This window comes from Marinilabilia salmonicolor JCM 21150 (genome assembly GCF_000259075.1).
In the GTDB taxonomy this organism is placed as follows: Bacteria; Bacteroidota; Bacteroidia; order Bacteroidales; family Marinilabiliaceae; genus Marinilabilia; species Marinilabilia salmonicolor.
In genome coordinates, this window is the sequence record NZ_AJKI01000002.1 from 360891 (window position 1) to 381381 (window position 20491).

Below are 20491 nucleotides of genomic sequence, written 5' to 3' on the forward strand. Positions count from 1 at the left end.
CTGACACCTTCGCTCCAGAAAAAAAGGAGGCCAACTAATTTCCCTGCGGAACAACCACCTCCACATTTTCACTCAGCGGACTGGTTTTTCCATCCCTCCTTTTTACTCTTACAGCGTAAGAATACTTCTGCCCCGCCTGAAGCAATTTGTCCGAAAAGGATTGCTTTTCTCCGGAGGACGTGTCATACATGCGAATACTTTTCTCTTCATCACCGCGAAAAATGATGTAATACACCTCCTCATTACCACCATAATTCCAACTCAATTCCACCTGCCGGTTTTCCATATTAAATATGGCATTCAGGTCGTCAACGGGTTCCACTTCGTAAAACTGTACCATTCGCACCGTTCGTACCTGAGAAGTATCAGAAAGCAGGCCGCTCTCGTCCCGCGAAAGCATGGCATACTGAACATATTCCTGACTGGATGGAAACGAGTCGGTGAAAGCAACTTCCCCATCTTCAAAAACACCAACCTCATCCCAAAGCCCATTGGTTTGCCTTAACAGAATATCTGCCTGTGCATCGCGACTGGTCCCTGGAACCCAGGTGACCCGAACGGTTCCATCCCCCCAATGCGCCTGTTTAATTTTAGGCGCCACAGGTGGCATGATATCGGGCCGGTAAAGCTTCAGTGGTGCGGAAAAACCAGAATGATTAAAGTTATTATCCACCGCCACGATTTTGTAAAATACATGCTTCGTAAGCGTCTTTAAAGAAATGCTATCGGTGTAAAGCGTATCCTGCAAAGGTTCCTGGGTCAGTTGCACATATTCGTGGTCACGGGTGTTGGCACGGAAAACACGATAGCCCATCAGGTCGGCCTCTTCCCCTTTTGTCCAGTGAAGCTCCACAACGCCGCTGGAATCTATTACTCCGGCCAGTTCCCGGGGGGATGCTGGTGGAAGAGAATCGGGAATGATTTCATAAACCGGAAGGGAGTGTTTGTAATTTCCTGAAGTATCAATGGCTGTAACGATGTAAAAATTTCTTCCGCCCTGATTGGGCTCAGAATGCACAAAAGAGCGCGTATCAGGCGGTAACACCTTCTTATTCAACGGTTCAAAAGGCCCTTCAGGACTTGCCCCTGTTCCTATAAAAAACCCGTCAAGGTCGTCCACCCGTGCCCCATCTGGGTAATCCCAGGTAATATACATTCCTTCCCGGGGGGAATACCCGGCCTCTACATCGGAAGGTTGAACAGGCGGCTCAAGATCGCGGCCCATAACATCGTATCTTTGCCCCGGACCTGCACTGTAACCGAAAAAATCCATTGCTGTAAGCCGGTAATAATAAGGCTGATAATTTGCACTCAGACTGTCGCCTTCGTAGATATAACCAGATTCCAGGTCTTCAGAATCTTCCGAAACACGACGGTTGTAAACAATGGGCGAACTGCCCAGATAATCCCAGTCCTGCCCATTTTCTGACCGCTCTAACCGATAGGCAATATATTTTTTCTTAAATGATTTATGATACCAGTTGATACGCACCGCTTTATCGAGACCTGTCAGGTTGAGCTCGGGAATGGTATAGGTGGTTTCCCGAAAAGTATTCACCACTTTTTGGTTGCTATACTGATCTTCCCCGGCTATCCGTACCCGGTATTCATAGCTGCGCCCGGCCTCTGCCGAATGGTCCACAAACTGCAATCCGGATGCTTCACTGGCAGCTTCCGACATGGCCGAAAGGTAAAAGTGCAGAAACAATCGTCCTTCCAGCTCCTCCTCTTTTGCTTCCACGGCCGCAAAATTAGTTTCATCCACCTGGGCCCCGGTTTCCATATCGTATAGAATGGCTTTCAACTCGCCAACAAAAGGAAAGTCACCGCTTAAAGCCTCCATTTCTCCCGCAGGCAGTGGAAGCAAGGGCGATTCAGTAATTTTCTGAAATGCGGATTCAGAACCAACGTCTCTACGTTCTATCACGTAGCCGTTGGATTTTCCCAAGTACCAGGCGCTGCCTTCAAGTGGTTGAATTTTCAGATAAACCTTCCCCTCTTCAAACTTTGAAAAGAGACCGAACGATTGGTTCTCCTGGGCAACTGCAAGAAAAGGAATAAAACCAAATAATATTGTTAGGATGATACATCGCATGCCTTAAAATTTTAAAAATTAAACTGAACGGTTTTGTTAACAGTACTTCCTCTAAATACACTAAACCATAACTCGTAAGCACCCGTTGGCATAGATACATATTCAGCGGTGCCATCCGGATTCGTTCTAACACTCCCCGGTCCGGGACCGGATTGATTTCCGCTACCAAAAAGCCTGGCAACCTCAACTGCCGAAACAGTTTCATTGACGAATTCCTGATAGATTTCCTTTTCCAGTTCCACATAAACCGCCATAACAGTCGTCAGATCCTGGTTTCCGGAATTTATCCCATCGGCAAAATTCACTTTGGTATTGAAATAGCTGCTATTAAAATTCACATTTTGACCATTGCTGTATGCTCCGAAGTTACCTCCCGGACTTTCGGAAGTATTGTTGTAATCGGGCTCCCATCCATATTCAATGTTATTGTCGGACAATGGCCCGTCGAAATATGCAGGCAACGTTCCAAATCCGTAATAGCCTCGAAGTTTGTAGGGATCCTGTCCAAAAGCCTGATAAGGTGATACCTGCTGGAGCACCTGGTTTTTAGCTTTGGTGGTCCATGACTGGCCAGAACTAACCGAATAGGAAACACCATTCAGATACCAACCGGGAAGGAAATTATCCGACACCCCATCCAGATGCTGAAGCCTGAAGTTAACATCTTCAAATTCGAGCTCATTATTCAAATATTCCTGATGTCCTTCGAAGCGTTCCGGGCCTTTGAGGCGTATTTCCAGCTTTTTTACCTGCTCACCCCCAACATACTGATTGTGAACAACGGCACTTGCACTGGTCACACTGTTTACCTTGGCCCAAAGTGTGGTAAACTGGCTGGTACGGAAATGATATTCCAAAATCACCGGAGCAAACAGTGTGGGATCAATTCCCAAATCATTGGCTGAAATATTGGTATTTAATGCCCCGGTATTGATGTTACCCGTACCGATTTTGTTTTTAGCGGAAGTGCTGGTATTTACTGCCTGTGTACTAATTGTATTGGAATTGACGGTACTGACACTAATGGTATTGGTGCTGATGGCACTGGTATTAGCTGTGTTACCTGTTCCGGAGTGAGAATTTGAACCATCCGCAACATAGCTTTGCACACTACCACCCCACAAAACAGACGTGGCAAAACCGCCCCCCTGGCCCCAGGTCGGGTTCTCCCGGGATTGTGGTTCTTCATCAGAAGCAACTGCAAGCACCTCCAGTTTATAGATGGTTTCAGGGTTTAAATCTGGCATGTTATAAGTCAAATGCCTGGAGCTGACCGTTGCATCCTCGAGATAAGTTTCTTCTTCATCGCGGGATACAATTCTCACCTTAATATCCGAATTGGAAAACTGACTGAAGAAACCACTCATATCCGACTTAAATTCAATGCTTCCCTGCGGATGATCATCTTTCTTGAAGTAACGCTGTCGCCTTACCGGAATCGATTCAGCTATATCAGCATCCACAATTCTCTGCTTGGTAGTGGTTTTGAAAACATGACGCTTCACTTCTCTCACGGCATCACTACCTATGGAAACTTCCTTCCAACGATTTTGGTCTTTTTGAAGCAGTTGTACCTCTGCAACAATCTCATAGCTGGTTTCCGGCTTCAATTGCTCATTAAGCGACACAGTGAGTTTCTTATTATCCGGGGATGGCGCTACTTCTAAATCCACCCGCTGAGAACCATTATTCTCCTCGATGAAAATATCGTACTCAATTTTGTAGCTGACACTCTGGGTTCCACCCATGCCATCAGAAAAGACGTAATCTCTGACTTTTTCAACTGGATAATTGAATTCCACCTCGGGCGAAACAACCGGTGAGACCTGGTCGTTCCCCTCATCCGGTGTCAAACGCGTGATAAATTCCACATCTTCGTAAGGGTTTACCACATCGGGCTCGGAGTTTTCGGGCACCGTCATATTACAAATCTCACCTACGTAAAAGGTTTTTGAGGGACTCCAGGTGTCAAAGCCCACGTCAAAAGTAGCCTGAACTTTTCCTTTAATACCCGACGGGTTTGGTAATCCCCCTTGTGCCAATCCAGCAATACTGGTACGGAAATAGGTTCCGGCCCATCCGTAAAAATGAGCATTGGCCAAAAAGTAAACCTGACCCTTTGCATACCACTGATTGACACCGAAGTTGGATCGATCATTACATAAAATGCCGGCTCTCGACCAATTCATCACAGATATATCGTAACCTGCCAGTAATCCAACATCAATGTAACACACAACGGCATCCAGTTTTTTCACATCGAAATCCAGTTTGAGACCATGGGCAAACCCTGCGCCATGTTCAATAGCTGTTTGGTTGGGCCTGTCGGGCGGCGAAATTGATAATTCGTTTAGAATCTCAGCCGGTGGCGGTGGCATCCCCGGAATATCGGAGCCTACCATAAAATAAGACCCATTGGTAAAGGAGATATCATCGGTAAGCGACACGGTTGTATTAATCCTGTCGTTAGGCTCTCCCAATTTCAAATACCACTTGCGAAGACCCATATTGGGTTGAAAATCGAAATAAAACTGAGCCGGCATATCCCCGGTAATCATGGGATCGGAGGCCGGAATCCGTATGTCTTTATCGGCCGTTCCGGAAAAAATGCCCTGGTTAAAATCGTAGGTCATATCAAGCGTTCCCAGAAACTCAGGATTGGAACGATCCATAATATCCTGCATAAAATAAGAATCTCCCCCTATATCCAGGCTGGATAATCCACTGCTTGAATTCCAGGCCACTTCAAAAGTCACATCCGAATTCCAGGGACGGGGATCTCCCTGAAGCCCGCCAATAACGGTGGCTTTTAGTCCCATGGAACCTTCATCAGGCTGATAATCGGAACTTATCGAACTACCTGACTGGTCAAGTTGATCGGTAGTTGGCAACGTTTGATTTTGCATATTGTAGGCAAACCCTCCGCCAAAGCCGTAAAGGCCCAGTCCGAAGAATCCTATACCACCACCACCCCAGCGGGTAGAACCATCAACATAGAAATACCGGTAATCGTCAACATTTCCAAAGAGAGCATTGGCATTGACATTGATGGTTTCAAGAAATTGTGAATTAACAGAACCCTGGAACCCTTTGCCATAAACCGGGTCATCCTTGAAAAATTTAATCATTCCCTGCACTTCCATCACACCCATGTTGGCATCCAGCTGGATGTCTTCGATAAACACATCGCTGCTTTCCCACTTCAATTCGCTGGCATTGTAGCTGGCTTCCAGATTCAACCGGGTATGACCCGACAGAGAATTGGCACTTCCCGAACCGGTGAAATTCAGTCCCATATCGAGATACAATGACGTTCTGGAACCACTAACTTCATTCAGTCCAATGTCAAAGCTTGCCCCGTTTCCGGAATTGTTATTGTCACCCAGATTGGCCCCAAATCCCAGTAATCCCGGAGAGGTTGAAGCATCAAGAGCCACACCGCCGTCAAGACGTAAATACTGAGGCTTATTTCTGAGTACCAATTGTTCAAACTCCAATCCGCCGATAGAAATCTTATCCAGATCGCCGGCCACACTGTCGAGACTCAGTTTTCCGTTCAATGTAGCCTGAATGGTTACATCGCTGTTATTTCGGATCGACAGGTCGAGTTCGGACGATTCATACAAGTCCATCTGAGCATACCACATGGGTACACTTATGCGGTCGTTGGTTACAATATTAAAATCATAATCCAACTCATCGTTGTAGTAGCTTAGCTGTGTGCTGTAATTGAAAGTAGAATCGGATATGGGCATAAGCATCTCGCCCCTCATGGCAGCAGAATCAAGCTGACTGGCAACAAGCTCCATGGCCATATAATCCAACGAAAATTCCCAGTCACCAATGCTTCCCTCGTTCCGGGTGACCAAATTATTGGCCTCTATAAAAGTGGAAACCCCGTGTTGGTCAATTAAAATATTGGAGCCGGTAACCTCAATGCGTTCATTCCCGTTTTTGTCGATAAAACGAGGCATCATCATGTTAAAAGTTTTTATATACAACCCCTTCCACGTTGCATTCTGATCGGTGGAAGCATACTGTTGAGGAAATACCATTGCGGCATCATTGCGCAAATCGCTGTGGTCTAAAACAGCATTTTGGATGCGGAAACTGTAATCCTCCATCTCAGGAAACTGATAACGCCTATTCTGATCAAACAAATTAGCAGAAACCAACCAGTCGGACCAGTCAGAAAAGCTGGTGGCAAAAGATAGTCTTACCGAATCGGTTTCATTTTGAGAGCCATCAGCATTTTCGTAACGGATAATTTCAGGCGACAGACTAAATTCCCCTTCAGCAAAGATTTGGCCGAACCCCTCGCAACCAAAGGACGCAAAAGTCCCTGTTGAGCCATCATTTTTAGCTAATGTAAGTTTTACATCGTCCGAAATAGCAATTTGCACATCCTCCATCAGGAACATGGTCGCCGAGTCGGTTTGGGCAATACCTCCGGGGTTGATACAAATATTCTTTGAGCCCAGTTTCAGGTATTTGTCCTGTTCATCGGGCAATTTTATCATCGAAACTGTATTGAATGTAGCCTTATCAGGATTTAAAATTAACCCAACCACCGCCACTTTATAATAATCGCCGGGCGTTCCAATGCCAACAGGCAATTGAACCTCCGTATCGCTTTGCAGGCTGGCCAAAAGATTTCCCGGATCGTTTAGATAATCATAAAGTGCGGAAAGGTCACTGTCGGGCAAGTCTATTTGATCTCCCAAATCGGAAAGCATACTTTGATTGGAAAAATTGGTATTTTCGGCCATGGCCTGCACCTTTCCTTCGAATACACGTCCGTCGGAATTTACTTCCAGATTCTTTAACTCAGCAGTCACGGAAACCGGAATAAAGCTGCCGGGCAATATTTTCCCTTCACCGTTGAGCACGTCACCAGACCAGGTTGCCGAAGTAATTTCCACCTCAAAATGGCCGGCTTTGATGACATCACCAACACTAAAAGTATCCACCGCAGTACGATCAACTCCGGACAGATCAAAATCACACCCTCCCCCGCAAAGGAAAGAACCGTCGGTATCAGAAACTTCATCATCAGAGGCCTCAGTATTAGATGCCGAATCCGCCATTACGGTGAAAACATGAATTTCACTTCGGCCATCGTTCTTTATCAATACTTCGTTATCAGGATCTTTGGCTGTAACCCTTAAGGCATAAGTTTTTCCCGGTTCCAGCTCGGGTTTACTCATATCGTACAGCAAAGCCGGAGCGACCAGACCCTGCTCACGATAAAAGGCCAAGTCACTATTGTTCATTATATTATACGGGTCGCTCTGATAAGCAGAAAGCTCAACCATACGCACATCGTATTCATACATTCCCGTGCCTCCACCCGGTGGTGTCCAGTTAAACTGAAGAATCTGCGGGTCTTCAATGGCAAGAGTTGCACCATCGGGAGGATAAGTTATAACGGGCGGGTCAGGATGAACCACCAAAAAAGGCGAACTGCACCCCTGAGGCTGGGTGGAAGACAAAGGAGCCGAACTTCTATAATCGTAAGCCCGCATACACAACTGATAATTCCCTTCAGGCAAAACCCCCGTCTGCATCAATGTGCGTTCGCTTATCCCCGAAAAGTTAATATAACCATAACTCAAATTTGAATTAACAGCGGCGAGATCACTCAGGTTTAGAACCCTTACTTCGCCGGGTTCAAGATACAAAGGACGTTCCGGGACAAAATCAGGCGAAATCCTTCCGTTAAAATTATTCCCCGATTGCATTTCAGGAATCAACTTTATCTGGTAAGAATTATTCATATCGGCGTTTTGCACCGTCACCATTATCAGGTCGCTAAACCTTGAGTTAAAACGACCATCATTACCTATGTAATCAGAAAAATAAGGAGAATACGGCGGAATCACCTGAACAGTGATATTTATTGGTCGATCCTGCGCTTTTATCATAGCCGAAAAAGACAACATCAACAAAAGAAGTATCCCAATCCCGGAGTTGTAAAATTTAAAAATCTTCATAATCTGGCCATTAATTTTGTGTTTATATGGTATACACGTAAAAAGAGAGAAATTGGGTCAGATTTCAGGATGGTTTTGTCTTAAAAACAAGAAAAGCCGGCTTAGAACCGGCTTCCTCTGAAGAGCAAAGCGACGGTTTTCAAAAAATTGTCGCTCAACCCTGCATCTTTGCTTATAAAAAAACAGCTGTTCCGTTGGTGTCAAGTCAAGCATAGTCTGACGGGCCAAACTTTGATCTTTCTACCTTGTGCTTCTCTAAAAAAGACTCACGTAGGTATGGCTATGCTTACTTTTTTGTTGATTTGCACAAGGTGAAAAATAGCGGTGGCTTACCCGACATTCTTCACTTGACTTGACACCAGGCTCTGTCGCTTGGTTGCAAGAATTCGTGCAATTTGTGAACAAAAGAATAATTGCGTAGCAACAATTTCGAAAAAGGGTTGCCTGGATAAAAAACCGGGCAACCCTCTCGTTATGGTTTCGTTTTAATAAGTATAAAAATCATCAAGATCATTGCTCAGGTAAGAAATATTACCACCGTTGAAAATAGCATCGCGGGTTACGCGAACGATAATACCATAAGCGGCACTCTTTTCTATCTCAAGGTTAGGGGCACTTAAATAGGCATCACCATAAACTCCAAGGTTACCTGCATCCATATAAGTGGCCAGATCGCCTCCGCCGCCGTACTCAATTTTCACATAATCAAGGATATTTTCTACCGAAGAGGATGTAACAAGAATTCCATCCCAGGCACCTTTAGCCTTACTCCTACCTGAAAATACGATCCAGTTATCACTGGTTCCTTCGGCCTTAATTACATTATTCACATGAAGTCTGACATCAGTACCCATCTCGAAAAACGCACCGGGCTCAATAGTCACTGTGTTATCAATACTCACAGAACCTGAAAAATAATAAACCCCGTTATTCAGGTTACTCCAGGTTTCACTTCCGCTTTCCTCGGTATCCCCGCGATAAATTTCCACATCTCCACCATTAAAATTGGTCTGGTTGTCCACAAAATCTATTTGTTCAGGGTGGATAAACATGTGTGATCCGGCATTATCATCAAACACACAATTTTCAACAGAAAAATCAGAACCATTTCTTCTGGTTTCAATACCATAACCGGCACTTCCTGTAAAAGAAACATTGCGAAGGGTAATGTTAGCATTATCTATAACCATGTTCGTTTTATCAAAATAGGTCGCCATATTGGTACTCCCGCCATAACTGATTTCAGCATGTTCGATAATGTTATCCACTGAAGAAGAACCAATATGAATACCTCTCCATGCCCCGGCAGTTTTGCTGGTGCCGGTAAAAACAATTTTATTGGACTCCGTACCATTGGCCTTAATCACCGATCCATTGCGAACAACAATACCAGCGTCCGGACCAAATTCAAATATTGCTCCATCGTTTATTACAATCTCATGTTCAAAATCCACATGATTTACAATCTGATATTTTGCATCATTCAGCGCAGATATGGTCATGTCATGCGTGGTACCTCCGCCATAGGCCGTTACATATCCGGCACCATCAAAAACACTGGCCTCATCAAAATAGCCCAACTGACTGATATGCACATAGGCATGATCCCCTTCATTTTCCTGAAATGTCATATTTTGCATGGGAAATTCTGACTCATCACGACGCGTTTGAATACCATACTGCCCGCTGTTTGCAATGGTCACATCTGATAGCTGAACCTTAGCACGGTCAATGGTAAGTGCCGCAGCTTCGAAATAGGTACCGGCTGACGTACTACCGGCATAACGAATTTGGGCATGACTGATTTCATTTTCCACAGAATTGGAGAAAATGCTAATACCCCTCCAAAAACCTGTTACTTCCTGGACACCCGTAAACGTAATCTGTTTTTCTTCCGTTCCTGCCGCTACAAGCACCGAATTTCCGGAACCTATGCTTAGTCCGGCATCCTGAACAAACTCAATCCTCACACCGGGTTCAATGATTAGTTTGGCTCCATTATCCACCGAAACACTGTTCATTACGCGGTAAAGTGTACCTGCAGTCCAGGTTTCATCAGTGGTAATATCGTCAGTAATTTCCACCACATCGGAAATGACTTCAATGGTCACATCGTCCTGGTCGGTTTCGCCGTTGCCATCACTCACTTCAAGAACGACTACGTATTCTCCGGCAACATCCGGAACAAAAGAAGCCATTGGGGAAAAAGCATCATCAATTTGCACATTACTCCCATCAGGCTTGCTGAAAAATGTCCAGGAAAATTCAAGCGACCCGGAATTAATGGTCGAATTACTACCATCAAGGAGCACTTCCTCTTCCACATTTACAGTAGTCTCTGCAACCGCTTCAGCCGTAACGGTAACATCAACATCATCGGTTGTCTCATCATCTTCACACGCAGTAAACAAAAAGAGTCCTGCAATGAAGAGTGTCATTAATTTAAAGCTTAATCGTGTTTTCATAATGGTATTGTTTTAAGATATTTTTCAGTGAATTTCAGATAATCGGGTTCTAACAATGAATTAGGGAAGTTTTTACTGTGCCTGAACTGCCACTAATTAGTGTTTGTCTATAAAGCCCAACTTCTGCGTTGTTGCTCAAAATCTAAACACTCAAATACACTAGTATTCTGCGGTTTATATTTTTCACACGCCTTGAATTTGAACTTTCTATCTCAAACACATGAAAAACGCTTAGTTTATGGACAGATACTAATTAGAGCCTGTCTATAAAGTCGGGAAAATTTCTAACTGAAACTGTGTCTGTTAAGAAAGTGCTAGTTGCGAGGCTTGCCAACCCGCCAAAAACGGAGTTTACTTGAGTATATTTTGGCGGGTTGGTGTAACAACGCAAATGGAACTTTATGGACAGACACTTAATTCCGCGGTTTGGCCTTAAAGGCAAAATGAAGCGTAATAACTTCATCTGTTTCATAATCGTCCAGCACATTGCTGAAAGAAGCTTCCCAAACCCCATCACTATCAACAGAAAGTTCCAGTTGGCTCTCTTCATCAGTTGTAAAAAAAGAATTCAACCCATCCCCATAAACATTAACCTTTGCATAATCGTCCTCCGGAGTGGAAAGACCTGGTTCATATACCCTGAAAATTCCAGGTTCCGGCAACTTTCCTCCAAAAGCGTTGGCTTCAGCATCTAACACATAGAAGTCAATGGTTACAACGACTCCTTTTTCCACATCTTCAATTTCTACTGTGTGCACAGACCACTGGGTTTCATCCTGTTTCATTGCAGAATTGTAATAGTATGTGGCCAAACCCGACCCACTCAAAACAGCATCGCCTTCAATACTATATGCACCGTCTCCATTAGAAACTTCATCCAACGAAATTGAAGGATTTTTGTCGTCATTTGTTTCTGTATTATTCTCGTCTTCACTGCAAGCAAATAGTGCGAAAGACATGGACAAAATGATTAAAACGTTTTGTGTTAATTTCAAATTTACGATTTTAGGATATTAAACTATTTTTTAGGTCTGCAACCCTTTTGCAAACTTCTTTTTGCGCTAAAATGTATTAGTATTTACATATCACGTAAAAAAATAAAAAGCGGGTCAGATTTTTTAAAAATAATTTCCAAAACCTCTGGAGAAACTATTTTTTAATAATAAGATAGTTTCGTTTTGCCACCAATAAAGTTGGGTCTTAGACTGAATACAGGAGTAAAAATCACGTCTTTGGAAAGATCGTGATGCAATCCAAATTTTTATTCGGAAGTAGCGAATTCGATTGAATTCTAATAAAGAATGGCACCCTCAAAAAAGGAAGAAAACCGGAAGCCCATGAATTATCCTAAACAGAATAGGCCCTCACCCTGTTATACTACATCTTTAAATGAATATAAATTAGATATGGAATTAGGTTTAGGCATGTTCGGAGACCTCACTATTGAAGGTCAAAAAAATAAATTTCAACCTCCCCGGGAACGATTAAATGAAATGATAGAACAGGTAAAGCTGGCCGAAGAGGCTGGATTGGACAGTTTTGTTCTGGGAGAACACCATCGCCCCGATTATGCCGTTTCATCCACCGAGATTGTTTTGGCTGCTTTGGCATCTGTTACTAAAAAAATAAAACTTGCCAGTGGTGTTACCGTTCTTAGCTCTTCCGATCCCGTTAAAGTTTATCAGGACTACGTAACACTCGACCTGCTTTCAAACAATCGCGCGGAAATTATTGCCGGACGCGGCAGTTTTACAGAATCATTCCCTCTGTTTGGTTATGATTTAAAAGATTACAACGAACTCTATACCGAAAAGCTCGATTTATTGCTTAAACTTAATAATGAAGAGACCATCAGCTGGGAAGGAAAATTCAGAGCCTCACTAAATGAGCAAACCGTTTATCCCCGCCCGGAAAGAAAATTACCGGTATGGATTGCCGTAGGTGGCACTCCGCAATCGGTAGAACGTGCTGCCCGACTTGGACTTCCCATTATGTTCGCTATCATAGGCGGAATGCCACGCCAGTTTAAACCCTTGGTTGAATATTACAAAGAAGAGTATCAGAAAAATGGCCACGACATCAATAAAATGCAAATAGGCGTACATTCTCACACGTTTGTCTGTAATTCGGTTGATGATTTGCTGGAGAACTATTATCCCGGATATGCAGCCCAAATGGACCGAATTGGAGCTACCAGGGGTTGGATGCCTTATTCCAAACAACAGTTTTTGCACGGATTAAGTCCGGATGGCGCACTTTATATGGGCGACCCATCAGAAGTGACCGACAAAATTCTGGAAACCATAGAAATGTTTGGTCTCACCAGATACATCGCTCATGTGGATGTAGGAGGACCGACGCATAAACAGCTGATGAAAACCATCGAAATGTTCGGAGAAAAAGTGGTTCCGGCGATAAGAAAGGCAATTTGACTTCAACTGTTAACGAGTTTGTTGAATCACCAAATTCTCCTATTTCGAATCCTCAGGTTTCGCAATGGCCCTCATAACGCCCCATTCCAAAAAATCGAAGTCATTTACTGTTAAATCAGGATTATCTGAAAACTGATATTCGCCTGCTTTAAGAATGGCAGTGATGGGAGAACCGTCTCTTGCCCGGGTCATTCCGCCGGTTTTTGCCCGTAATAGGAAATATTCAAAATCTCCCTCCTTCTGGTCATCGAATACTTTTACCAAATAAAACGCCAGGTCATTTTTGAAGAAGAGTTTTTTCTCAACGAAGGCAAGCTTTTTGCAGCCAATACCTGAATTTCGGAAAGTAAGCGGACACAAATAGAAATATTCATTATAAAATTCATTAATACATATTTCATTAAACGATTCTCCCTTGAATTTAACAAGCACATAATTGGATTTCATTCCATAAGGGTCTCCGGGAACAATACTAAAAGGTAGTTCCAGCTTTAGTTTATGCCATCGGTCTTTTATTAATTTAAAACGGCTCAAACGAATCGTTGTAACAATTACAATAAATCCTGTCGAAATAATTGAACCGGTTAGATTTGAAAAAGCAAATTCAAAATTTTCTTCATTCATCAATATTAAAAACTGAGCAACAAACACGATTCCGTAATAGCTGAATATGGAATTTATGACTCTTGAAGAATTAATAACTTTCTTATAGCTGAAAAAACGAGAATTATTTAATGCATTGTTCAGTATTACAGCAAATAAAGAAACAGTAACAAGAAAATATAAAATAATCAGAAAAATCCCTCCAATATTATCCCCGCTAAAGAACAATCCAAAATCGTAAACCCCATGCGACAATGAGCCAAGCATAAAGAAACCGATTAAAACCCATGAATTGGAGTATTTAGAATGAAATTTGTACAAAATAAGCCCGTAAGCCACTAATGCACTGTCAAACATGTGACTAACAGTAGATAAAATAGCTCTTCCTGTAATTAAGAGAGGGCCATAATTATGAAAATACATGGCATTTTCGACTGCTGAGAAACCCAAAGCAGAGACACAGATGTAAATCAAATAATCGATGGGTTCATTCAATTGAGCCTTAAAAAACACCAGCATAACAACGAATGGCAAAAGTTTGGTAAATTCTTCTAAAACACCAATTTGAACGGTTGAATAAACAAAATCATTTAGAATTTTGCCATTAAGCTGAAGCCCGTAATCTTCAAGAAAAAGCTTATTTACACCAAGAACAATAAATACGGAAGCTCCTCCTAAAAGAAAAGTTTGAAGGATGAATATTAAATTTTCCTTCTCGAAAATATCAATATTCCGGAAATAATCAATCCAAATCAACGCAATAAAAAGAGCAATAATGCTGTAAATAAAAATCATGGTTAAGTCGGGTGTGGTTAAGAAACAAAAAATCTATCTAATTTTTTAACGGTTTTATCCCATCAATAGCATCCACATGAATGGTAACTTCTATCGCATATTCCTTCTCTATACGTAGTTCATATTCACTGGCTATTTCATGAGCTTTAGAAAGGCTGTATATTCCCGGCAAACTGATGTGAAAAACCAATTCTGAATGGTGTCCGTAATGATGCATTTTGAAACTATGCGGATCCAGAAAGACATTTCCGTTAATAGTCTCCCCCAACTCCACTATTTTCTGCTCCATTTCCGGTTCAATATTCTCTCCAAGCAAAATGCTTATGGTCTCGCGCATGATGGTGTAAGTGGTATAGAAAATCATTAGGGAAACCAAAATTCCCAAAACACTATCGGCCCACCAAAACCGGCCTCCTGCAAAAATACCCACTAAAATTACAATACTTGAAATAGCATCAGACCGGTGATGCCAACCGTCAGCTTTCAGAGAATTAGATTTTATTTTCTTTCCGATAGTGATAGAATATCGGGCCATTACTTCCTTGATAATTACAGACACCACTGTCACCCAAATAGCCACAGGACCATAATTAAAAACCGCCCGCTCCTTAAATTTAAGAATAGATTCTCCCAAAAAATTAAATCCCACAATAGCCAATAAAATACCTACCACCAGGGATGCAATTAATTCGGCACGCCCATGACCAAAAGGGTGTTTTTTGTCGGCCGGAATATTGGAAACTTTTAGTCCTAGTAAAACTGCCAAAGAAGAAACTGAATCAGATAAGGTATGCCATGCATCAGCTAAGAGAGCTACAGAATTGGATACAATACCTGCCCAATATTTTATACCGAATAATGCTATATTCAAAAAAATAGAAAGCCATGTGGCCACTACTCCTATTTTTGATTTTTCCATAATTTATTAATCAATTTCGGAATCATCGACAGGAAATCCTTTTTCTTTCCAATCTTTAAATCCCTTCTTTAAATGATAAACATTTGAAAAACCTTCTTTTTTTAATATTTTAAGAACAGTTTTGGAACGATCCCCATAAGTACAATAAACCAAAAGTGGCATCTCTTTGGGATAATCACAAACAATACTCAGCAAAAGTTCTTTTTCGCCTGCATACAAGGCCCCCGGAATGCGTGCCTCCGAAAATGATTCATAAATACGCACATCCAGAATAACCACCTGTTCTGTACTATCCATAATGTCAAAAAAATCCTCAGCAGATAAATGATTTTGAGAAAAAACCATCGGATTTACCATTAAAAATAGCAAAAGAATTTCCTTGCACATAAAAACCTCTCATATATTTATTCCGAAACAAAAAAATATGATACTCACACTTCAAACAAATCTTCTATAATTCCATCAATCAGGAACCATCCCTTACGTGATCCGAAAATTCTCCCCCCGCTCTGCATTAAAAAGTCCCGGTCAATCCATTTTTGAATATTCTTTTCCAAACGGTCCGTTAAACCGGGATGAATATTCTTCAAATCAAACAGGTCAATTCCTTTTTTTGTACGCAACCCCAACATCAAACGTTCATTAAAACGATCATTTTCAGACAGTATTTCCTCCCCTATCCCTTTTTGATATCCGCAATGCAGGTATTGATGTAAATCAGATTTATTCCAAAAACGGCGAATTCCATCAAAAGAATGAGCTCCGGGCCCTACTCCCAAATAAGATTTTCCAATCCAATAGGACGTATTATGTCGGGAATAAAGTTCATCCCTGCAGAAATTAGAAATTTCATAATGATCAAAACCCATTTTCTCAGCTTCATCATGAAGCAACCAAAAAAGTTGTTCGCTCTGCTCCTCTTCAATCTCTGAAAGTTTTTTCCGCTTTTTATCTCGTCCAAATTGTGTCCCCGGTTCTATCGTCAAATGGTAAGCTGACAAATGTTTCAGAGGATATTGATTCATAATTTTCAGATTTTCCAAAAACTTTTCCTGATCCGACCACGGCAAACCATAGATTAAATCAATTCCAACATTTTTAAAACCTGCATCAAAAGTCTGATCAATTACTTTTCGGCTTTGATCTGCATTGTGTCGCCGTCCCATCCTCTTCAAATCCTCATCGAAGAAACTTTGGATTCCAAGACTTATCCTGTTAAACCCTGTCTTTTTTAATCCTTCAAGATAATCAGGATCCAGATCATCAGGATTAACTTCAATAGTCAACTCAGCACCATTGTCCAAGGAATATTCTTTTCTTATAACAGCTAAAACCTTTTTCAATTGATCAACATCCAAAAGACTTGGTGTCCCTCCCCCGAAATAAACTGACTCAATAATTTTATCCGATTCCGGAAAAAACTTTCGTCGGTTTTCCAGTTCTTTCAAAAGCTGGCCCAAAAATTGATTTCTAAATTGAACCTTCGTACTTTTAAAAAAATCACAATAATGACACCTCGTTTTACAAAATGGAACATGAATATAAATTCCCGCCATAAAAATAAAGATTACATCAATACAAAATACTACGCTAAGCCGCGCCATTACTCAAAATGTTCCACGTGAAACATTTCAAACCAGAGGTTTATCAACAATTGCTAACAGGTTATCAACACTATTACAAACATGAACAAAACAATACAACAGCTTATTAACTACAAATTTACATTAATAACCGTAGGAATTATCTTCTTTCTTAGTTTATCAACATCCGAAAGTATCAACAAAATATGGTTTCTTGATTTTCCACATTCCGACAAAATAGCCCATATGGGGATGTACGGATTTCTAACACTGGTTTACCTTATGGAACGAACAGCATTTCTCAGACGATATCAGGCTACCCGAAAAACACGCTGGTATTATGTATGGTGGATTGTACTTATTGGAGCCATTTTAGAATTGATTCAGCCATTTATGGCCGGACGTGAGAAAGATTTTCTGGATTTTATTGCCAACACATCCGGAATAATAATGGCTTATATCGCTTTTTTCCTGATTAAAAAGTATTACAATTTTAACAAAACATTTTCGTCGTGACCCATTCGCTCGATGATGCCACCTATCGTCTCACTACTGAAATAATCCACTACTTCTTTCCGCACTTTACTGTACCTGTCATGTACAGGACATCGTTCTGCCTTTCCCGAAGAACTATGGCACAGACCAGTACCTATCAGATAAGATTCAAAAACCGAAGGACCATCGATAATTTCAACAATATCAAGTAAAGTAATATCTTTGGGTTCCTTAGCCAGAAAAAAACCACCCGTTGGGCCTTTAAAACTATTCAACAGCCCCTTACGAACGAAAATCTGAAGAATTTTACTCAAAAATTGCATGGGAATTCCCAATTCAGAAGCTATAACTCTGGCATTGGCACGATTGTCTTCACTCCCCTTTAATCCAATAAAGATGATTGCTCTTACAGCATACTTACAAGTTGTTGACAGCATAATATCGAAAAAATGATTTCTACTTAAAAATTGTGATAAAGCACTAATAATAAAATTTATGCGTCTTCAATTCAGTTTTTTAACGGCTATTATTCTATTATCAAACCAATTAATAATGATGGCCACAAAACCGGGATAGTATCTTTGTCAGTTTTACTTAACCGGTATTTTTTCAACCCTTCGTTTATGCCGTCCACCTTCAAAACCAGTTGTAAAAAAAGCATTAACAATTTTCAATGCTTCCTGCTGCTTAAGAAATCGGCCTGGTAATGCACAAATGTTTGCATTATTGTGTAAACGTGCCAGATACGCAATCTCGGTATTCCAACACACTGCCGACCTAATTCCCTGATGTTTATTAACAGTCATATTGATGCCGTTTCCACTCCCGCAAATGGCAATACCAACCTCGCAATCACCAGCTTCTACAGCTTCTGCCAAAGGATGTGCATAATCGGGATAATCAGTGCTGTCATCAGAATTAGTACCTAAATCAATTACCTCAATCCCTTTTTTCAACAATTCCTCCTTCAAAAACGTTTTCAGACTAAAACCGGCATGATCTGAACCTATAGCAATTTTTTTGAAAAGCATATATTTTTATTTTCAAAGATAATAAAATCTGTGGCTTTAATATTCGTTTAACAACCTGTTGACAATTGGTTAATATTTACCAACAACTAATGAAAAAATTTCATAGGAAATATCGGAAAAATTTTCATACATCACCAAATGCAGCCATGTCAAAAAAGATAACTGCTATTTCTGATTTTCTTTTTAACAGTTTTCACAACGGTATTAAACAAATGCCACTGATTAATTATTAAATTTGCACTTTCTTAACCGTTGTTGATAACATCAACTATATAACTGAAGTTTAATTTTTTAAGTGATGTTATAAGTCGTTAATAAAGTACCATGGAGAATTATTTCCATATAAAACAATACTATTGGAATATATTTTTGAACACTATTAACAGCCTTATAACAACACCATATTATTTTATAAATCTTTATAATAATGAATATTAATAGTGAATGGTTGAAAAAAGGATTTGTTGACGAAGCAATTCCTTCCGGTGTTGATTTGGTTGAAGCTGTAAAAACGCTTAAAAAAGAGAAGAATGCATTGCTGATGGCTCACTATTATCAGAAAAATGAAATTCAGGATATTGCTGATTTTGTGGGTGATAGTCTGGCTCTGGCCTGGGAAGCTTCACAAACCAATGCCGATATAATTTTGCTGTCAGGCGTATTGTTCATGGGAGAAACTGCTAAAATTTTATCTCCGGATAAAAAAGTTTTAATACCTGATTTTAATGCCGGATGCTCACTAGCTGACAGCTGTCCTGCCGATGCTTTTGAGGATTTTATTAAACAACATCCCGGACATGTAGTGGTTACTTACGTTAATACGACAGCTGATGTTAAAGCTTTATCCGATATCGTTGTAACTTCAACCAATGCCGTGAAAATTATTAACAGCATTCCGAAGGATAAGAAAATTGTTTTTGGTCCTGATCGCAATCTTGGTAACTATTTGCAAAGTGTATCTGGCCGTGAAATGGTTCTTTGGGATGGTGCCTGTCACGTGCATGAAAAATTTTCTGTAGAGAAAATTGTTGATTTGAAGAAAGAGTATCCAGAGGCTGAAGTTATTGCTCATCCGGAATGTAAAAAACCTGTTCTTACGATTTCTGATTTTATTGGTAGCACAGCCAGTTTGTTAAAATATACGCAAACTTCAGGTTCCAGTCAATTTATTGTTGCTACGGAATCCGGGGTTTTACATCAAATGCAGCTTGCCTCAAAAGATAAAACTTTCATTCCGGCTCCCCCCTCCGACTCTACCTGCGGTTGTAACGATTGCGAGTTTATGCGTCTTAATACCCTGGAAAAAATTTATCTGACGCTTAAATATGAATATCCCGAAGTTAATGTGGAGGAGGATATTCGGGTGAAGGCAATCAAGCCTATTGAGAAAATGTTTGAATTGTCCGGTGACTTACTTAAAAAATAGAGCCTTATGTTTTCATAGCTCTAGACAGAAGAGTTTTTGTGATTTTTGTTTGTTTAATTTCCTATTTAATTTTTTACCTTTATCGATTAAGAATTTTCAATCACTTTCCGGCTTATAATCAATAGTGTGTTGATTTATAGGTTTTTAATTAATTGGTGATTTGATATTATTTCTTTAAAAAATCGTTTAAAGGGATTATCCATGGATGGGATTTCATTATTATTAGTTGAGGATAATGTTTTGAATCAAAAACTTATATTTCTTACTTTATCGAAATACGGGTTTAAGATTGATGTGGCCAATAATGGTAAAGAAGCTTTGGATAAACTCCAAATAAAGAATTATGATATCATTCTGATGGATTTGATGATGCCTGTTATGGATGGACTCGAAGCTACCCGTAATATCAGAAAAAGAGAACAGGATACCGGTAACAGGAATATTATTATAGGCCTCACAGCTAATACTTATGATGCTGACCGTGAAAAATGTATAAAAGAAGGGATGGATGAGTATATGTCTAAACCTTTCGATATCGAAGTTTTTAAAGATATTATTGCTCAATTTGATTTTCAAATATATTAATGGTCCCTTTTTTCTGGTAGATGATCATCTTTTTAGTTGTAAAAACCTTTCGAAGTTTTATTTTCAGAA

Annotated in this window: 14 protein-coding genes; 4 read left to right on the top strand and 10 right to left on the bottom strand. The window is 40.7% G+C overall.

Annotated elements, in window-relative coordinates; genetic code table 11:
* Positions 1 to 34: 34 nt before the first annotated feature.
* From W7W_RS0102225 to W7W_RS0102240, 4 genes are all read right to left on the bottom strand, one after another.
* Positions 35 to 2095 carry a fibronectin type III domain-containing protein gene (locus tag W7W_RS0102225; protein ID WP_010662229.1) on the bottom strand — a complete coding sequence of 687 codons (2061 nt, stop codon included), beginning with the start codon at positions 2093 to 2095 and terminating at the stop codon, positions 35 to 37.
* Positions 2096 to 2106: 11 nt separating this feature from the next.
* A complete protein-coding gene (locus tag W7W_RS0102230; protein WP_010662230.1) occupies positions 2107 to 8088 on the bottom strand; it encodes a hypothetical protein in 5982 nt (1993 codons plus the stop codon).
* Positions 8089 to 8573: 485 nt separating this feature from the next.
* Positions 8574 to 10553, bottom strand: a complete 1980-nt coding sequence (locus W7W_RS0102235) for a PKD domain-containing protein (protein ID WP_036162553.1) — start codon at positions 10551 to 10553, stop codon at positions 8574 to 8576.
* Positions 10554 to 10966: 413 nt separating this feature from the next.
* Entirely contained in the window at positions 10967 to 11512 is a 546-nt protein-coding gene (locus tag W7W_RS0102240; RefSeq protein WP_010662232.1) for a hypothetical protein, read from the bottom strand.
* 447 nt (positions 11513 to 11959) lie between these two features.
* Here W7W_RS0102240 and W7W_RS0102245 point away from each other — a divergent pair, with 447 nt between their 5' ends.
* Positions 11960 to 12985, top strand: a complete 1026-nt coding sequence (locus tag W7W_RS0102245; protein WP_029510242.1) for an Atu2307/SP_0267 family LLM class monooxygenase — start codon at positions 11960 to 11962, stop codon at positions 12983 to 12985.
* A gap of 39 nt (positions 12986 to 13024) precedes the next feature.
* Here W7W_RS0102245 and W7W_RS0102250 read toward each other — a convergent pair whose 3' ends face one another.
* Genes W7W_RS0102250 through hemW form a run of 4 tightly spaced genes read right to left on the bottom strand, consistent with a single transcriptional unit; the run spans position 13025 to position 16906 of the window.
* Entirely contained in the window at positions 13025 to 14383 is a 1359-nt protein-coding gene (locus W7W_RS0102250) for a PrsW family intramembrane metalloprotease (RefSeq protein WP_010662234.1), read from the bottom strand.
* Positions 14384 to 14420: 37 nt separating this feature from the next.
* The gene (locus tag W7W_RS0102255) at positions 14421 to 15302 is read right to left on the bottom strand and encodes a cation diffusion facilitator family transporter (protein WP_010662235.1); all 882 of its coding nucleotides are present in this window, start codon (positions 15300 to 15302) and stop codon (positions 14421 to 14423) included.
* A gap of 6 nt (positions 15303 to 15308) precedes the next feature.
* Complete coding sequence (locus W7W_RS0102260) at positions 15309 to 15689, bottom strand: rhodanese-like domain-containing protein (RefSeq protein WP_010662236.1); 381 nt, start codon at positions 15687 to 15689, stop codon at positions 15309 to 15311.
* Between the two features lie 44 nt (positions 15690 to 15733).
* Complete coding sequence (hemW, locus tag W7W_RS0102265) at positions 15734 to 16906, bottom strand: radical SAM family heme chaperone HemW (RefSeq protein ID WP_316928360.1); 1173 nt, start codon at positions 16904 to 16906, stop codon at positions 15734 to 15736.
* An 81-nt stretch (positions 16907 to 16987) separates the two neighbouring features.
* Between hemW and W7W_RS0102270 the strand changes: the two genes are divergently transcribed.
* Positions 16988 to 17401: a VanZ family protein gene (locus tag W7W_RS0102270; protein ID WP_010662238.1), complete on the top strand. Its 414-nt coding sequence runs from the start codon at positions 16988 to 16990 to the stop codon at positions 17399 to 17401.
* Here the strand turns inward: W7W_RS0102270 and W7W_RS0102275 are convergent.
* Both W7W_RS0102275 and rpiB read right to left on the bottom strand, forming a co-directional pair.
* Positions 17371 to 17817, bottom strand: a complete 447-nt coding sequence (locus W7W_RS0102275; RefSeq protein ID WP_010662239.1) for an RrF2 family transcriptional regulator — start codon at positions 17815 to 17817, stop codon at positions 17371 to 17373. The genes W7W_RS0102270 and W7W_RS0102275 overlap by 31 nt on opposite strands.
* 153 nt (positions 17818 to 17970) lie before the next feature.
* Positions 17971 to 18411: a ribose 5-phosphate isomerase B gene (rpiB, locus tag W7W_RS0102280; protein ID WP_010662240.1), complete on the bottom strand. Its 441-nt coding sequence runs from the start codon at positions 18409 to 18411 to the stop codon at positions 17971 to 17973.
* Between the two features lie 427 nt (positions 18412 to 18838).
* Between rpiB and nadA the strand changes: the two genes are divergently transcribed.
* Both nadA and W7W_RS0102290 read left to right on the top strand, forming a co-directional pair.
* Positions 18839 to 19837: a quinolinate synthase NadA gene (nadA, locus tag W7W_RS0102285; protein WP_010662241.1), complete on the top strand. Its 999-nt coding sequence runs from the start codon at positions 18839 to 18841 to the stop codon at positions 19835 to 19837.
* A 201-nt stretch (positions 19838 to 20038) separates the two neighbouring features.
* Positions 20039 to 20422 (top strand): response regulator, encoded by a 384-nt coding sequence (locus tag W7W_RS0102290; RefSeq protein ID WP_010662242.1) that lies wholly within the window; start codon positions 20039 to 20041, stop codon positions 20420 to 20422.
* Positions 20423 to 20491 lie beyond the last annotated feature (69 nt).

What these genes read in the sequence shown, in the direction of transcription:
- W7W_RS0102225 (WP_010662229.1), bottom strand. Translation starts at nt 2,095, where the DNA reads ATGCGATGTATCATCCTAACAATATTATTTGGTTTTATTCCTTTTCTT.
- W7W_RS0102230 (WP_010662230.1), bottom strand. Translation starts at nt 8,088, where the DNA reads ATGAAGATTTTTAAATTTTACAACTCCGGGATTGGGATACTTCTTTTG.
- W7W_RS0102235 (WP_036162553.1), bottom strand. Translation starts at nt 10,553, where the DNA reads ATGAAAACACGATTAAGCTTTAAATTAATGACACTCTTCATTGCAGGA.
- W7W_RS0102240 (WP_010662232.1), bottom strand. Translation starts at nt 11,512, where the DNA reads ATGTCTTTCGCACTATTTGCTTGCAGTGAAGACGAGAATAATACAGAA.
- W7W_RS0102245 (WP_029510242.1), top strand. Translation starts at nt 11,960, where the DNA reads ATGGAATTAGGTTTAGGCATGTTCGGAGACCTCACTATTGAAGGTCAA.
- W7W_RS0102250 (WP_010662234.1), bottom strand. Translation starts at nt 14,383, where the DNA reads ATGATTTTTATTTACAGCATTATTGCTCTTTTTATTGCGTTGATTTGG.
- W7W_RS0102255 (WP_010662235.1), bottom strand. Translation starts at nt 15,302, where the DNA reads ATGGAAAAATCAAAAATAGGAGTAGTGGCCACATGGCTTTCTATTTTT.
- W7W_RS0102260 (WP_010662236.1), bottom strand. Translation starts at nt 15,689, where the DNA reads ATGTGCAAGGAAATTCTTTTGCTATTTTTAATGGTAAATCCGATGGTT.
- hemW (WP_316928360.1), bottom strand. Translation starts at nt 16,906, where the DNA reads ATGGCGCGGCTTAGCGTAGTATTTTGTATTGATGTAATCTTTATTTTT.
- W7W_RS0102270 (WP_010662238.1), top strand. Translation starts at nt 16,988, where the DNA reads ATGAACAAAACAATACAACAGCTTATTAACTACAAATTTACATTAATA.
- W7W_RS0102275 (WP_010662239.1), bottom strand. Translation starts at nt 17,817, where the DNA reads ATGCTGTCAACAACTTGTAAGTATGCTGTAAGAGCAATCATCTTTATT.
- rpiB (WP_010662240.1), bottom strand. Translation starts at nt 18,411, where the DNA reads ATGCTTTTCAAAAAAATTGCTATAGGTTCAGATCATGCCGGTTTTAGT.
- nadA (WP_010662241.1), top strand. Translation starts at nt 18,839, where the DNA reads ATGAATATTAATAGTGAATGGTTGAAAAAAGGATTTGTTGACGAAGCA.
- W7W_RS0102290 (WP_010662242.1), top strand. Translation starts at nt 20,039, where the DNA reads ATGGATGGGATTTCATTATTATTAGTTGAGGATAATGTTTTGAATCAA.